Below are 15020 nucleotides of genomic sequence, written 5' to 3'. Positions count from 1 at the left end.
GGAAACGGGGTACGCCGGGCGGTCAGCCGACCCGGTGACGATAATAAAACTGGAGCGTAATAATGAACAACATCACGAAAAAAAGCCTGATCGCCGCAGGCGTACTGGCGGCCATCGGCGCGCTGGCAGGGAATGCTGCACTGGCGGCCAACGTACCGGCGGGTACCGAATTGGCAGCGAAACAGGAACTGGTACGCGGCAATGGCGATGAAGTGCAGTCGCTGGATCCGCACAAAATCGAAGGCGTGCCGGAAGATAATATCGCCCGTGACCTGTATGAAGGTCTGATCGTGAGCGACAGCAACGGCAAGCCGGTTCCGGGCGTCGCGGAAAGCTGGGAAAACAAAGACTACAAAGTCTGGACCTTCCATCTGCGTAAAAATGCCAAATGGTCAAACGGCGAGCCGGTCACCGCGCAGGACTTCGTCTACAGCTGGCAGCGTCTGGTCGATCCAAAAACCGCCTCGCCTTATGCGAGCTACCCGCAGTATGGCCACATCCTCAACGTGGATGACATCATCGCCGGTAAAAAACCGACCTCCGATCTTGGCGTGAAAGCACTGGATGACCACACGCTGGAAGTGACGCTGAGCGAGCCGGTACCGTACTTCGATAAGCTGCTGATCAACGCGGTGATGTCACCGGTGTATAAGCCCGCCATTGAGAAGTTTGGCGACCAGTGGACGCAGCCGCAGAACTGGGTCGGCAACGGTGCATTTAAACTGGAATCTCACGTGATCAACGAACGCGTGACGCTGGTGCGTAACCCGGAATACTGGGACAACGAACATACCGTACTGAATAAAGTCACCTTCCTGCCAATCAACTCCGAAGTCAGCGATGTGAACCGTTATTTCTCCGAGAACGGCAGCGACATCACTTACAACAACATGCCGATCGAGCTGTTTAAAAAACTGCAGCGTGATAACGGTAAAGAGCTGATGGTGAAACCGTATCTGTGCACCTACTACTATGAAATCAACAACCAGAAAGCGCCGTTTACCGATGTCCGCGTGCGTACCGCGCTGAAGCTGGGTCTGGATCGCGACATCATGGTGAACAAAGTGCTGGCGCAGGGTCAACAGCCGGCCTACAGCTTCACACCGCCAGCCACTGACGGCATGGAACTGCTGCCGCCGGACTGGTATAAGTGGGATCAGAACAAGCGTAACGAAGAAGCGAAGAAACTGCTGGCCGAAGCCGGTTATACCGCTGACAAACCGCTGACCTTCAACCTGCTGTACAACACCTCCGATCTGCACAAAAAACTGGCGATTGCCGCCTCGTCCATCTGGAAAAAGAACATCGGCGTCAACATCAAGCTGGAAAACCAGGAGTGGAAAACCTTCCTGGATACCCGTCATCAGGGCAACTTCGATGTCTCCCGCGCAGCATGGTGTGCCGACTATAACGAACCGACTTCCTTCCTGAACATCATGCTGTCGGACAGCAGCAGTAACACCTCGCACTATAAGAGTGCGGACTTCGACAAAGTGATTCACGATGCGGTGAAAGCGGCGGATGACAAAGCGCGCGTGGCCGATTATCAGAAAGCAGAGCAGATCCTGGATAAAGACAGCACCATCGTGCCGGTTTACTACTACGTGAACGCGCGTCTGGTGAAACCGTACGTTGGCGGCTACACCGGCAACGATCCGCTGGATAAAACCCTGGATAAGAACCTGTACATCATTAAGCATTAATAGCACTCAGGCTATCGACAGTGGCGGTGCTGCGGCGCCGCCTTTTTGACTTTGTGAAGCAACAGCCTGGTAGGTACGGCAATGTTAAAATTCATCCTGCGTCGGCTCCTTGAAGCCATCCCGACGCTATTCATTCTGATTACCATCTCCTTCTTTATGATGCGGTTGGCACCCGGCAGTCCGTTCACCGGCGAGCGTGCGCTGGCGCCGGAAGTCATGGCCAACATTGAGGCCAAATATCACCTCAACGATCCGATCGGCAAACAGTATCTCAGCTACCTGGTGCAGCTGGCACACGGCGATTTCGGGCCGTCGTTTAAATATAAAGACTATTCGGTTAACTACCTGGTCGGTCATGCGTTTCCGGTATCGGCCAAACTGGGGCTGGCAGCCTTCTTCCTTGCGGTGGTGCTGGGCGTCACGGCGGGGGTTATCGCCGCGCTGAAGCAAAACAGTTTGTGGGATTACGCGGTCATGGGGGTGGCGATGACCGGGGTGGTCATTCCCAGCTTCGTGGTGGCACCGCTGCTGGTACTGATCTTTGCCATCACCCTGCGCTGGCTGCCAGGCGGCGGCTGGAATGGCGGGCAGTGGAACTACATGCTGCTGCCGATGGTGGCGCTGTCACTGGCTTACATCGCCAGCATCGCCCGTATCACCCGCGGCTCGATGATTGAAGTGATGCACTCCAACTTCATCCGCACCGCGCGTGCGAAAGGTCTGCCGCTGCGCCGTATTGTGCTGCGCCACGCGCTGAAGCCGGCACTGCTGCCGGTGCTCTCCTATATGGGGCCAGCGTTTGTTGGCATCATCACCGGTTCGATGGTAATCGAATCAATTTACGGTCTGCCGGGCATCGGTCAGCTGTTCGTCAACGGCGCGCTAAACCGTGACTACTCACTGGTGATGAGCCTGACCATTCTGGTCGGCGTGCTGACCATCCTGTTCAATGCGATCGTTGACGTGCTGTACGCCGTTATCGATCCGAAAATTCGTTACTGATGGTGGAGCTCGCTCATGATGTTAAGTAAGAAAAATAGCGAAGCTCTGGACGCGTTCAGCGAAAAGCTGGAAGTGGAAGGGCGCAGCCTGTGGCAGGACGCACGTCGCCGCTTTATTCATAACCGTGCGGCCCTTATCAGCCTGCTGGTGCTGCTGGTTATTGCGCTGTTCGTGGTGTTCGCCCCGATGCTGGCGCAGTTCAAATATGATGATACCGACTGGGCGATGATGTCTGCACCGCCGGACACCACCTCAGGCCACTGGTTTGGCACCGACTCCTCGGGACGTGACCTGCTGGTGCGCGTGGCGATTGGCGGCCGTATCTCACTGATGGTTGGCATCGCTTCGGCGCTGATCGCGGTGCTGGTGGGCACGCTGTACGGTTCGCTGGCCGGCTACCTCGGCGGCAAGATTGACTCGGTGATGATGCGTATCCTGGAAATCCTTAACTCGTTCCCGTTTATGTTCTTCGTCATCCTGCTGGTGACCTTCTTTGGCCGCAATATCCTGCTGATCTTCGTTGCCATTGGCATGGTGTCATGGCTGGATATGGCGCGTATCGTGCGCGGCCAGACGCTGGGACTGAAGCGCAAAGAGTTCATCGAAGCGGCGCAGGTCGGCGGTGTTTCTACCGGCAATATCGTGCTGCGCCACATCGTGCCGAACGTGCTGGGCGTGGTGGTGGTGTATGCCTCGCTGCTGGTGCCAAGCATGATCCTGTTTGAATCCTTCCTGAGTTTCCTCGGCCTCGGCACCCAGGAGCCACTGAGCAGCTGGGGCGCGCTGTTGAGCGACGGCGCCAACTCGATGGAAGTATCACCGTGGCTGCTGATGTTCCCGGCGGGCTTCCTGGTGGTGACGTTGTTCTGTTTCAACTTTATCGGCGATGGCCTGCGTGACGCCCTCGACCCGAAAGATCGTTAAGGAGTTTCCCGATGACCCATCATGATACTCAGCAGCCGCTGGCGGCTGCACCTGCGGGAAACGCTAACCTGCTGCTGGACGTTAAAGATCTGCGCGTCACCTTCAGTACCCACGACGGCGACGTGACCGCTGTGAACGACCTCAACTTTTCCCTGCGAGCCGGTGAAACGCTGGGCATTGTTGGTGAATCCGGCTCCGGAAAATCGCAAACCGCGTTTGCACTGATGGGACTGCTGGCGAAAAATGGTCGCATTGGCGGCTCGGCGCAGTTTAACGGCAGCGAAATCCTCAATCTGCCGGAAAGCAAACTGAACAAGCTGCGCGCGGAACAGATTGCGATGATTTTCCAGGACCCGATGACATCGCTCAATCCTTACATGCGCGTCGGCGAACAGCTGATGGAGGTGCTGAAACTGCACAAAGGCATGAGCAGCGCCCAGGCGTTTGAAGAGTCGGTGCGCATGCTGGACGCGGTGAAAATGCCGGAAGCGCGCAAACGCATGAAGATGTTCCCGCACGAGTTTTCCGGTGGCATGCGTCAGCGCGTAATGATCGCCATGGCGCTGCTGTGCCGGCCAAAGCTGCTGATTGCCGATGAGCCAACCACCGCGCTGGATGTCACCGTGCAGGCGCAAATCATGACGCTGTTGAATGAGCTGAAGCGTGAATTCAACACCGCCATCATCATGATCACTCACGATCTCGGCGTTGTTGCCGGGATCTGTGACAAGGTACTGGTGATGTATGCCGGGCGCACCATGGAATATGGCCGTGCGCGCGATGTGTTCTACCAGCCGGCCCATCCGTACTCGATCGGTTTGCTGAGCGCGGTGCCGCGTCTTGACGCGGAGGGGGAGTCGCTGACTACCATTCCCGGCAACCCGCCCAACCTGTTGCGTCTGCCGCAGGGCTGTCCGTTCCAGCCGCGCTGCGCATATGCCATGGATATTTGTGCCAAATCACCGCCGCTTGAACCGTTTGCCGAAGGGCGCCTGCGCGCCTGCTTCAAACCGGTGGAGGAGTTAGTATGAGCACCGTAACTGAAGAGAAAAAAGTGTTGCTGGAAATCGCCGATCTCAAGGTGCATTTCGATATCAAAGACGGCAAGCAGTGGTTCTGGCAGCCGCCGAAAACCCTGAAAGCGGTGGATGGTGTCAGTCTGCGTCTGTATGAAGGCGAAACCCTCGGCGTGGTGGGTGAGTCCGGCTGCGGCAAATCCACGCTGGCGCGCGCCATTATCGGTCTGGTGAAAGCCACCGACGGGCGCGTGGCGTGGCTGGGGCGCGATCTGCTGGGCCAGAGCCAGGAAGAGTGGCGTCAGGCGCGCAGTGACATTCAGATGATCTTCCAGGACCCGCTGGCCTCGCTCAACCCGCGTATGACCATTGGTGACATCATCGCCGAACCGCTGCGCACCTACTATCCAAAGATGCCGCGTCAGGAAGTGAAGGATAAGGTTAAAACCATGATGATGAAGGTCGGTCTGCTGCCGAACCTAATCAACCGCTATCCGCACGAGTTCTCCGGTGGCCAGTGCCAGCGTATCGGTATCGCCCGTGCACTGATTCTTGAGCCGAAGCTGATTATCTGTGATGAGCCGGTGTCGGCGCTCGACGTGTCGATTCAGGCGCAGGTGGTTAACCTGCTGCAGAAACTGCAGCGTGAAATGGGCCTGTCGCTGATTTTCATCGCGCATGACCTGGCGGTGGTGAAGCACATCTCTGATCGCGTACTGGTGATGTATCTCGGCCACGCAGTTGAGCTGGGAACCTATGATGCGGTGTATAACGATCCGCAGCATCCGTATACCAAAGCGCTGATGTCGGCGGTGCCGATTCCTGATCCGGACCTGGAGAAGAATAAGCAGATTCAGCTGCTGGAAGGGGAACTGCCGTCGCCAATCAATCCGCCATCAGGCTGCGTATTCCGCACCCGCTGCCCGATTGCCGGCCCGGAGTGCGCCAAAACCCGACCGCTACTGGAAGGCAGTTTCCGCCATGCGGTGTCCTGTCTGAAAGTTGATCCGCTATAAGGGCGGTGCCATAAACAACAACGCCGGGCAGTGCCCGGCGTTTTTTTATGCGCTCCAGCTTATTCACGCCACAGAATATGACACAGCTTGTGGTCTTTCTCGCGGCACAGCAGGATGCGTGCGAACACATCGGTAATCGGTTCGCCGTCCGCTTCACCAAGGCCGATGACCACTTCTGAGAAGAAGTCAGGGTTGAGATCGAAATCCACATGTTCCTGCCAGTCTTCGGATGGATCAAACAGCTCGGCGCCGCCGCGCTCTTCAAATTGCAGATTGAACAGAATGATGTCTGCCGGATCGAGGTTATCGCCTGCCAGCTCAAGAAAAATATCGTAAGCCTGTTCCAGCGTTTCATCTTCAGTAAGGCGATTATTTAAATCCATGGTCATTCCTGCTTGCCCTGAGGCGGTAATATTTTCGCTCGTTTTACAGTAAAGGGCTAAAGAAGTAAAACAGTCGTTCGACGATGCGCTGCCACCAGGCACGTTTTGCCCAGCGCGCGCCGTCCAGCAGACGCGAACGGGCGATATAATCATCCTGGACGGTGGCGAGATCGCTACCAAAGCCGTCATCATCCACCACCAGCGTGATCTCGAAGTTGAGCCACAGGCTGCGCATATCCAGGTTCACCGTGCCCACCAGGCTGAGCTGACCGTCCACCAGCACGCTCTTGGTGTGCAACAGGCCATCTTCAAACTGATAGATTTTCACCCCGGCTTCCAGCAGTTCAGTGAAGAAGGCGCGGCTGGCCCAGCCGACCAGCAGCGAGTCATTGTGGCGCGGTACAACAATGCTCACCTCAACGCCACGCAGCGCGGCGGTACAGATGGCGTGCAGTAAGTCGTCGCTCGGCACGAAGTAGGGCGTGGTCATGATCAGCTGCTCGCGCGCCGAATACACCGCCGTCAGCAGCGCCTGATGAATCATGTCCTCCGGGAAGCCCGGACCTGAGGCGATCACCTGAATGGTGTGACCGCTCTCCTGCTCAAACGGCATCACATTGCCGTCCGGCGCCGGCGGCAGAATGCGTTTGCCGGTTTCGATTTCCCAGTCGCAGGCGTAGACGATGCCCATGGTGGTGGCCACCGGGCCCTCCATGCGCGCCATCAGATCAATCCATTGACCCACGCCAGCCTCCTGTTTAAAGAAGCGCGGATCCACCAGATTCATGCTGCCGGTATAGGCAATGTAGTTATCGATCAGCACCACTTTGCGGTGCTGACGCAAATCCATGCGGCGCAGGAATACACGCCACAGGCTGACCTGCAATGCCTCGACCACATCAATACCGGCGTTGCGCATCATGCCCACCCACGGACTGCGGAAGAACGCCACGCTGCCGGCGGAGTCCAGCATCAGGCGGCAGTGCACGCCGCGCCGTGAGGCAGCCATCAGCGATTCCGCCACATCATCAGCCAGACCACCCGGCTGCCAGATGTAAAACACCATCTCAATATTATGGCGCGCCAGCTGAATATCGCGGATCAGCGCCTGCATCACGTCATCGGCGCTGGTCAGCAGCTGCAGCTGATTGCCTTTAACGCCGGCAATGCCCTGACGATGACGGCACAGCTCGAACAGGGAACGCGCCACGTCGCTGTGCTCAGTCGCGAAAATGTGACGACACTGTTTCAGGTCGTTGAGCCATTTGGCGGTCGAGGGCCACATGGTGCGGGCGCGTTCTGCGCGACGTTTACCTAAATGCAGTTCGCCAAACGACAGATAGGCGATAATACCCACCAGCGGCAGAATGTAGATGATCAGCAGCCAGGCCATCGCTGAGGTCACCGCACGCCGCTTCATCAGGATGCGCAGCGTAACCCCGGCAATCAGCAGCCAGTAGCCAAACAGCAGCAGCCAGCTGATAAGGGTATAAAATGTGGTCATAAAGTGGACGTCCCGTTCGCGCTTTGATGGGCAAAGTTTACGTGTTGATCTGCGCCAGCGAAACCTTTAATCGTTGATGACGTTTCGATGAAGGTTTCGATTTGGCATTTTTAGCCAGATCACTATAATGCGTCGCGGGTTTAGCCAGTCAGAGAGGATGTGATGAGACGCAGCAGAAATGAAGTGGCCCGCTGGAGAATGTTACGCCAGGCGCATCGCCGTCGTGCCCGCTGGCTGGAAGGGCAGTCACGTCGTTATAAGCGCATCCATGCGATTCGTCATCAGGTAGCGCAGCAGCAGCGCCGCTCCATCCTGTTTATCACGCAGAATACCTGAGCAATGAACGCGGTCGTCAGTGGCCGCGTAATAGCAGTGAAACATTCACTATCTGCAGGGCCGCCGCCAGTACCACCAGCATGACGATGTGCTGGCGCGCCTGACGCCAGCCCTGACGGCGCCACAGCCACAGCGCACGACCAATCAGCAGCAGCACCAGCACTAACAACAGAAGGGGCTGCCACTGCATCAGAACACCCGTTTAAACGGTTTAACCGTGACTTTGTCGTACACGCCAGCGGCGATATACGGATCGTCATTGGCCCATGACTGGGCCGTTTCCAGCGATGAGAACTCGGCAACAATCACAGAACCGGTGAAACCAGCCGGGCCCGGCTCATTACTGTCGACGGCAGGCAGAGGACCGGCGACAATCAGACGCCCCTCATCCTGCAGCAGCTGCAGACGCGCCAGGTGTGCCGGGCGCACAGAGTTACGTTTTTCCAGTGAATCTGCGGTATCTTCCGCATAAATGACGTAAAGCACGATGGGATACTCCCGTTAGACTTGCCGAATTTGCGAGACACGTTAAGTGATCGCTAAACAGAGTGCAAACGAAAGATAATGGGCGCACGCTGCAACGCAGGCAGGGTTAAAAAGCGCCTTTCTTTTGGGCTTCAGTAGCGTGCTTATTGAAACTGATTGCTATTTGCATTTAAAATCAGCGCTTCACTCAATGAACATGACTGATATGACGACGTTGACTACGCCTTTTCCAACCCGAACGCCTGTGTCCGTGATTTTATCCGTGCTCCTTCACGGTTCGGTAATCGCCGGCATTCTTTATGCTTCATTTCATCAGACCATTGAGGTTCCTAAAGCGTCTCAGCCTATCAGCATTAGCATGGTAGCCCCCGAAGTGCAGCCTGAACCGGCGCCGGCAGCCGTAACCCCGCTGCCGCCGCCCGAGCCGGAACCCGAGCCGGAAGTCGCGCCAGAGCCACCAAAAGCCGAGCCGGTGCCGATCCCTAAGCCGGAACCTAAACCGAAGCCAAAACCGAAACCGAAGCCAAAGGTGGAGAAAAAGGCAGAGCCGAAGCCGCGACAGCAGGTGAAGCCGCAGGAGAATCCGTTTAAACAGGACGCGCCAGCCGCGCAAACGCGCCCCTCGACGGCACCGAAGAGTAACCCGGCCCCGACGCAGACGGTGTCGGATGGACCGAAAGCGATGAGCGTCAGCAAGCCGGCGTATCCGGCGCGTGCGTTCGCGCTGCGCGTTGAAGGGCGGGTGCGGGTGAAGTTTGACGTGGACAGCGATGGGCGCGTCGATAACGTAGAGATTTTGTCCGCCGAGCCGCGCAACATGTTTGAGCGCGAAGTGAAGCAGGCGATGAAGAAATGGCGCTATCAGCCAGGGCGGCCGGGCAAAGGTCTGACGATGAACATCGTGTTCCGCATTAACGGCGGCGCGAACATCGAGTAAAGCCAGACAGGCAAAGAAAAAGCGGCCATTCCGGGCCGCTTTTTTATACGCTTAATCGCTCAGATTGGCCTGGCCTTCCGGCAGTGGACGGGATTTCCCGCTGTTATCGACCGCCACATAAACAAACACCGCTTCGGTGGCGCAGTAAGTCTGGCCGATCGGTTCGGACGACACTTTTTTAATCCACACTTCCACGTTAATGGTCATCGAGCTATTGCCGGTGCGGATGCAGCGCGCGTAGCAGCTCACCACATCGCCGACGGCGACGGGCTTGAGGAAGGTCATACCGTCCACGCGCACCGTTACCACGCGGCCTTTGGCAATCTCTTTAGCCAGTATCGCGCCGCCCATATCCATCTGCGACATCAGCCAGCCGCCGAAGATATCACCGTTGGCATTGGTATCTGCCGGCATCGCCAGGGTACGCGAGACCATCTCGCCTTGCGGCAACTTATGTTTTTCGTCCATTGCTCAGTTCTTCTGCAGGTGAAGACAAGCCCGGCGGAGACCGGGCTGCATCGATTATTTTTGTTCTTGTTGCGGCATCTGTCGCCAGATATACAGTCCGCTTAACAGCGTAAACAGCAGGGTCAGGCCGGTAAGACCGAACACCTTAAAGTTAACCCAAAACGCCTGGGATAACCAAAACGCGACATAAATATTCGCCAGACCGCAGGCCAGGAAGAACAGGGCCCAGGCGATATTCAGCCGACGCCATACCGCACCCGGCAGCTGCAGCTCTTTACCAAGCATGGTCTGGATCAGCGGTTGCTGCATAAACCACTGGCTGTACAGCAGTGCCAGCGCGAACAGCGAGTAAATCACCGTGACTTTCCACTTGATGAACTCATCGTTGTGGAACACATAGGTCAGGGTGCCGAACACCGCAACCAGCACAAAGGTGAAAATGGTCATTTTTTCCAGCTTGCGGTACAGCACCCAGCTGACCACCAGCGCAATACCGGTCGCCACCACCAGCGCGCCGGAGGCGACAAAAATGTCGTACAGCTTGTAGAAAATAAAGAAAACTACCAGGGGAAGAAAATCGAGTAACTGCTTCATAGCGTTTCCAGTCAGGGGCAGGAGCGTTGAGTTACGGCGCCGCCGCGGGCGCCATAACGCTTAACGTAACAGCATATACAGCCGGTACAAATAGATAATCAGAATGGCTGATACCAGGTTGCCCAGCGCGTTGAGCACCACCGAAGCGATATTGGCAGGCAGCACGGTCAGCGAGGAGAAGAAGAACATCAGCGCAATTTTCGCCAGCAGCCACAAAATAATCGCCGGGGCGATCACCTTAATGTTCTTCCAGGCCAGACGCATACTGGCGCGCATCGCACTGAAAATGCCCATTTTTTCACTTGCCAGCATCACCGGCGCCAGCGACAGCAGAATCGCCAGAATCACACCCGGCACCATCAGTACCATAAAGCCCAGCTGCACCAGCAGGGTGATCAGGAAGGTCTGCACCAGCAGTTTCGGCAGCAGCGGCGCAGAGGCGCCAATCGCGCGCAGCGCGCTGACGCGCTGTCCACTGGATACCATCGGCAGCAGGCACAGCATGCCGCCCAATAGCAGCGTGTTGCCAATCAGGGCAGCGAAAGTGCCGGCGGCAGAGGCGCGCAGCAGAATGCGTTGCTGATCCGGTGACATGTTCTGGACGATTTCAAACAGCGAAGAGGCGCTGCTGTCGGTCTGGCTGAGCAGGGATAACTGATCCTCGCCCGGCGTCAGGGCGTGGCCAACAATCACGGTAATAAACGAGGTCAGCAACGCCATCAGCACGATGGTGACCAGCTGATGGCGCAGAAAATTTCCTGTGTCACGGTATAACGAGCTTGCCGTGATAGACATGTACACTCCTTGAAGGAACCGGGTTAATTAACCCGGCGATTGTACATGTTCTGCAGGCAGGCTGGCACCCGGAATCCCATAACTTTCTGTCATCTCAGGTAAAGAAGGGTGAAAAAGCGGGGGTAAACCATAGCGCGCCCGGGCGCGATCGCAGGCGTCATTCGGCACGCCATTTTCGCCGGACATGGCAAACTCCCGGCACGGTGACGGCCGCTGCGCATAAATACCACAGGAAACACAGCCGCCAATTTCACCCTGCAGCGCCACGCAGCGCGGGGCACGATCGTTGGTGCCGCGCATGTTGCGCATCAGCAGGCTCAGGGGTTCCGTCAGTTCAACCGGCACCGTGCCACCACCGTCGTCGGCTTCGGCCCAGTAAAATGAAACGCGAAAATGGGCGCAGCAGGCGCCACAGGTCATACAGGGGTTAAGTAAATCGCTCATCTGATCGCCCGCCACTCCTGAGGCTTCGAACCAAAATCACAAAAGGGGAATAGCAACATAATCACGCCGTGTCATGGCGGCAACAGGATTTTTATGTCCGCTTGTAAAGGCAAAATTGATCTGAATCAATTCATTGTTTTATAAGTGATTAATTTGAATTGATGCTGATGATCTTTTCGCAAAAAAGGGGTAAATCTTGTGCCGCGATTAACCTCAATACCCTGTTTTCCGGCAAAGGAGTGATTATGAAACTGGCTAAATGCGCGCTGCTGCTGGCGCTGGCGATCCCGCAACTGGCACTGGCTCACCAGGCCGGTGATTTTTTTGTGCGCGCCGGTAGCGCGACCGTTCGTCCGACCGAAGGCTCTGATAATGTGCTGGGTATGGGCGGCTTCAGCGTCAGTAATGATACCCAGCTGGGTCTGACGTTTACCTGGATGGCGACCGACAATATCGGCGTTGAGCTGCTGGCGGCCACGCCGTTCCGCCACAAAGTGGGACTTGGCCCGACCGGCAATCTCGCTACCGTGCGTCAGCTGCCGCCCACCTTAATGGCGCAGTACTACTTTTTCGACAGCCAAAGCGCGCTGCGCCCTTACGTTGGCGTCGGGATCAACTACACCACCTTCTACGATGCGAAGTTCAACCAGACCGGGCAGGATGCGCAGCTGAGCGATTTAAGCGTGAAAGATTCGTGGGGCGTAGCGGGTCAGGTCGGGCTGGATTATCAGATCAACCGCGACTGGATGCTCAACGCGTCATTGTGGTACATGGACATCGATACCGAAGTGAAATTCAAAGCGGCGGGCGAACAGCAGAATATCAATACCCGCATCGATCCGTGGGTGTTCTTTTTTGGCGCGGGCTACCGTTTCTGATTTTTACACCAGAAAGAAAAAGGGCGACCCGCAGGTCGCCCGTTTAGTTACTTAATCTGCATATTGTTGACGACGGATTTTACCCCCGCCACGTTACGCGTTACCGCAACCGCACGGTTGGCCATCTGCGGCGAGCTGACAAAGCCGCTCAGCTGTACTTTCCCTTTGAAGGTCTCAACGTTAATTTCTGTCGATTTCAGCGCCTCGTCATTCAGCAGCTGTGCCTTCACTTTGGTGGTAATGACCGTGTCATCGATGTAACCGCCGGTCCCTTCCTTTGTTGCTGTTGGTGCACAGGCACTTAAGGTGAGCGCCATCACTGCAGCCACTAAAAAACCCGCAACGACTTTGAACAATTTCATTGGTTATCTCCCTGTCATAGATGGTGGTGCACCGTAACGTGACGGCACGCTTAAGTGTGGGCCGTGCCTCGCATTTCGGCAACTCAGGCGCGATGAAAAAGTTTGTCGCAGGGGAGAAAAAAGGGGTAAGAAGCAAGAAGGGCCCTGCAGCCAGTGCAGGGCCGTGCCAACTCAGCGGGTAGCCGCTTTGAGATCGCTGACGAACGTTTGCAGTTCGCTGAGCAGCGCCGTTGGGTCGTTCTGATTACGCTCAATGATTTTCACGATGGCCGAGCCGGATATGGCTCCGGCGGCTCCGGCGGCAACGGCCTCTTTCACCTGACCCGGCTCAGAGATGCCGAAGCCCTGCAGCGGCGGCGCAGCATGATATTCGCGCAGCTTCTCGATCAGATGGTGCAGCGGCAGGCTGGCGCGATTTTCCGCACCGGTAACGCCAGCGCGTGACAGCAGATAGGTGTAGCCACGGCCGTGCGAGGCGATTTCGCGCAGCAGATCGTCATCCGCGTTGGGCGGACAGATAAAGATCGGTGCAATGTTGTGACGCATCGCCGCCTGGCGGAATGGTGCCGACTCTTCCACCGGCACGTCAGCTACCAGCACCGAGTCAACACCCACCGCAGCGCACTGCGCGTAGAAGTTGTCGATACCTCTGCTGAACACCAGGTTGGCGTACATCAGCAGGCCAATTGGCAGATCGGGGTATTTCTGGCGCACGGTGGCTAGCATTTCAAAACACTGCGCCACGGTGGTGCCGGCGGCAAAGGCGCGCAGCGTAGCGCCTTGAATCGTCGGGCCATCGGCCAGCGGATCGGAGAACGGAATCCCCAGCTCCAGCGCATCCGCACCGCCCGCGACCAGCGCATCAATAATTTTCAGCGACAGCGCCGGCGACGGATCGCCAAGGGTGACGAAGGGCACAAACGCGCCTTCCTGTTTCGCGGACAGACGTTGAAACAGCTGATTATAACGCTCCATCAGATCTCTCCCTTAGCTTTCAGAATATCGTGTACGGTAAAGATGTCTTTGTCGCCGCGGCCGGAAAGGTTCACCACCAGCAGCTGCTCTTTGTCCGGGTTTTCGCGGATCATCTTCAGCGCATACGCCAGCGCGTGTGATGACTCCAGTGCCGGAATGATACCTTCGGCACGACACAGCGTTTTAAAGGCATCCAGCGCTTCGTCATCCGTGATTGACACGTAGTCAGCGCGGCCGGTGCTGTTCAGGTGCGCATGCTGCGGACCGACCGACGGGAAATCGAGACCGGCAGAGATGGAGTAGGATTCTTCGATCTGTCCCTCTTCGGTCTGCATCATCGGCGCCTTCATGCCGAAATAGATGCCGACGCGACCGTGCTTGAGCGGCGCACCGTGCTCACCGGTGTCAATACCGTGACCCGCAGGCTCCACGCCGATCAGGCGCACGCTGCTCTCTTCGATGAAATCCGCAAACATGCCGATGGCGTTAGAACCGCCGCCGACGCACGCCAGTACCGCATCCGGCAGGCGACCCTCTTTTTCCAGAATCTGCGCTTTGGTCTCTTCGCCAATCATGCGCTGGAATTCACGCACAATGGTCGGGAACGGATGCGGGCCTGCGGCAGTGCCGAGCATGTAGTGCGCGGTTTCGTAGCTGCCGGACCAGTCGCGCAGCGCCTCGTTACAGGCATCTTTCAGCGTGGCCGAGCCGCTGTGTACCGGAATCACCTCTGCGCCCATCAGCCGCATACGGAACACGTTGGGTGACTGACGCTCAACGTCTTTCGCGCCCATGTAAATACGGCATTTCATGCCGAGCAGGGCACACGCCAGTGCCGACGCCACGCCGTGCTGACCGGCGCCGGTTTCCGCGATGATCTCGTTTTTGCCCATGCGTTTTGCCAGCAGCGCCTGGCCCAGCACCTGGTTAGTTTTGTGAGCGCCGCCGTGCAGCAGATCTTCGCGCTTCAGGTATAGGCGGGTTTTGCTGCCTTTGGTCAGGTTGCTGCACAGCGTCAGGGCCGTCGGGCGACCGGCGTAGTTTTTCAGTAGGTCAGTAAATTCTGCCTGAAACGCCGGATCGCGCTGTGCTTCAACAAAGGCCGTTTCCAGCTGACGCAGTGCTGGCATCAAAATCTGCGGCACATACTGGCCGCCGAACTCGCCAAAGTAGGGATTAAGTAATGTCGTCATCGTG

Annotated in this window: 19 protein-coding genes; 8 read left to right on the top strand and 11 right to left on the bottom strand. The window is 57.0% G+C overall.

Going from position 1 to position 15020, the window contains the following annotated elements:
• The first annotated feature begins 62 nt into the window (after window positions 1-62).
• From oppA to oppF, 5 genes are all read left to right on the top strand, one after another.
• Entirely contained in the window at window positions 63-1703 is a 1641-nt protein-coding gene (gene oppA, locus F3J36_RS04435; RefSeq protein WP_021510084.1) for an oligopeptide ABC transporter substrate-binding protein OppA, read from the top strand.
• An 81-nt stretch (window positions 1704-1784) separates the two neighbouring features.
• Complete coding sequence (gene oppB, locus F3J36_RS04430) at window positions 1785-2705, top strand: oligopeptide ABC transporter permease OppB (protein ID WP_021510085.1); 921 nt, start codon at window positions 1785-1787, stop codon at window positions 2703-2705.
• Window positions 2706-2720: 15 nt separating this feature from the next.
• Window positions 2721-3629, top strand: a complete 909-nt coding sequence (gene oppC / locus F3J36_RS04425) for an oligopeptide ABC transporter permease OppC (protein WP_021510086.1) — start codon at window positions 2721-2723, stop codon at window positions 3627-3629.
• 11 nt (window positions 3630-3640) lie between these two features.
• Window positions 3641-4660 carry an ABC transporter ATP-binding protein gene (locus F3J36_RS04420; RefSeq protein ID WP_021510087.1) on the top strand — a complete coding sequence of 340 codons (1020 nt, stop codon included), beginning with the start codon at window positions 3641-3643 and terminating at the stop codon, window positions 4658-4660.
• Window positions 4657-5661, top strand: coding sequence for a murein tripeptide/oligopeptide ABC transporter ATP binding protein OppF (gene oppF / locus F3J36_RS04415; RefSeq protein WP_058785617.1), 1005 nt, complete (start codon window positions 4657-4659; stop codon window positions 5659-5661). The genes F3J36_RS04420 and oppF overlap by 4 nt, the downstream gene beginning before the upstream one ends.
• A gap of 59 nt (window positions 5662-5720) precedes the next feature.
• Here oppF and F3J36_RS04410 read toward each other — a convergent pair whose 3' ends face one another.
• Both F3J36_RS04410 and cls read right to left on the bottom strand, forming a co-directional pair.
• Complete coding sequence (locus tag F3J36_RS04410) at window positions 5721-6050, bottom strand: HI1450 family dsDNA-mimic protein (RefSeq protein ID WP_013509338.1); 330 nt, start codon at window positions 6048-6050, stop codon at window positions 5721-5723.
• A 37-nt stretch (window positions 6051-6087) separates the two neighbouring features.
• Entirely contained in the window at window positions 6088-7548 is a 1461-nt protein-coding gene (gene cls / locus F3J36_RS04405) for a cardiolipin synthase (protein ID WP_125308554.1), read from the bottom strand.
• 162 nt (window positions 7549-7710) lie between these two features.
• Here cls and F3J36_RS04400 point away from each other — a divergent pair, with 162 nt between their 5' ends.
• Window positions 7711-7884 carry a YciY family protein gene (locus F3J36_RS04400; RefSeq protein WP_088517180.1) on the top strand — a complete coding sequence of 58 codons (174 nt, stop codon included), beginning with the start codon at window positions 7711-7713 and terminating at the stop codon, window positions 7882-7884.
• Between the two features lie 16 nt (window positions 7885-7900).
• On the opposite strand, the gene F3J36_RS04395 is transcribed toward F3J36_RS04400, so the two are convergent.
• Together F3J36_RS04395 and F3J36_RS04390 are read right to left on the bottom strand one after the other, a co-directional pair.
• Window positions 7901-8074, bottom strand: a complete 174-nt coding sequence (locus F3J36_RS04395) for a hypothetical protein (protein WP_166719006.1) — start codon at window positions 8072-8074, stop codon at window positions 7901-7903.
• The gene (locus F3J36_RS04390; protein ID WP_010617723.1) at window positions 8074-8370 is read right to left on the bottom strand and encodes a YciI family protein; all 297 of its coding nucleotides are present in this window, start codon (window positions 8368-8370) and stop codon (window positions 8074-8076) included. The genes F3J36_RS04395 and F3J36_RS04390 overlap by 1 nt, the downstream gene beginning before the upstream one ends.
• Before the next feature lie 205 nt (window positions 8371-8575).
• On the opposite strand from F3J36_RS04390, the gene tonB reads away from it, so the two are divergent.
• Complete coding sequence (gene tonB / locus F3J36_RS04385; RefSeq protein WP_211072809.1) at window positions 8576-9307, top strand: TonB system transport protein TonB; 732 nt, start codon at window positions 8576-8578, stop codon at window positions 9305-9307.
• Between the two features lie 51 nt (window positions 9308-9358).
• On the opposite strand, the gene yciA is transcribed toward tonB, so the two are convergent.
• From yciA to F3J36_RS04365, 4 genes are read right to left on the bottom strand one after another with little or no spacing between them, the layout of a single operon-like run.
• Complete coding sequence (gene yciA / locus F3J36_RS04380) at window positions 9359-9775, bottom strand: acyl-CoA thioester hydrolase YciA (protein ID WP_021510094.1); 417 nt, start codon at window positions 9773-9775, stop codon at window positions 9359-9361.
• Between the two features lie 54 nt (window positions 9776-9829).
• Window positions 9830-10369 (bottom strand): septation protein A, encoded by a 540-nt coding sequence (locus F3J36_RS04375; RefSeq protein ID WP_058758637.1) that lies wholly within the window; start codon window positions 10367-10369, stop codon window positions 9830-9832.
• Between the two features lie 60 nt (window positions 10370-10429).
• Window positions 10430-11164, bottom strand: a complete 735-nt coding sequence (locus tag F3J36_RS04370) for a YciC family protein (RefSeq protein WP_104092993.1) — start codon at window positions 11162-11164, stop codon at window positions 10430-10432.
• Window positions 11165-11191: 27 nt separating this feature from the next.
• A complete protein-coding gene (locus tag F3J36_RS04365; protein WP_150057951.1) occupies window positions 11192-11608 on the bottom strand; it encodes a YkgJ family cysteine cluster protein in 417 nt (138 codons plus the stop codon).
• Window positions 11609-11853: 245 nt separating this feature from the next.
• Here F3J36_RS04365 and ompW point away from each other — a divergent pair, with 245 nt between their 5' ends.
• On the top strand, window positions 11854-12486 hold the full coding sequence (gene ompW, locus F3J36_RS04360; protein WP_058771265.1) for an outer membrane protein OmpW: 633 nt from the start codon (window positions 11854-11856) through the stop codon (window positions 12484-12486).
• A 47-nt stretch (window positions 12487-12533) separates the two neighbouring features.
• Here the strand turns inward: ompW and F3J36_RS04355 are convergent, their stop codons facing one another.
• From F3J36_RS04355 to trpB, 3 genes are all read right to left on the bottom strand, one after another.
• Entirely contained in the window at window positions 12534-12848 is a 315-nt protein-coding gene (locus F3J36_RS04355; RefSeq protein WP_021510099.1) for a BON domain-containing protein, read from the bottom strand.
• A gap of 171 nt (window positions 12849-13019) precedes the next feature.
• Window positions 13020-13823 (bottom strand): tryptophan synthase subunit alpha, encoded by an 804-nt coding sequence (gene trpA, locus F3J36_RS04350; protein ID WP_058771266.1) that lies wholly within the window; start codon window positions 13821-13823, stop codon window positions 13020-13022.
• On the bottom strand, window positions 13823-15016 hold the full coding sequence (gene trpB / locus F3J36_RS04345; protein ID WP_021510101.1) for a tryptophan synthase subunit beta: 1194 nt from the start codon (window positions 15014-15016) through the stop codon (window positions 13823-13825). Before trpB ends, trpA begins: the two co-directional genes overlap by 1 nt.
• Window positions 15017-15020 lie beyond the last annotated feature (4 nt).

This window comes from Pantoea sp. Cy-640, from assembly GCF_011752635.1.
GTDB lineage: Bacteria > Pseudomonadota > Gammaproteobacteria > Enterobacterales > Enterobacteriaceae > Pantoea > Pantoea dispersa.
This window is presented reverse-complemented; position numbering and strand designations above follow the sequence as displayed.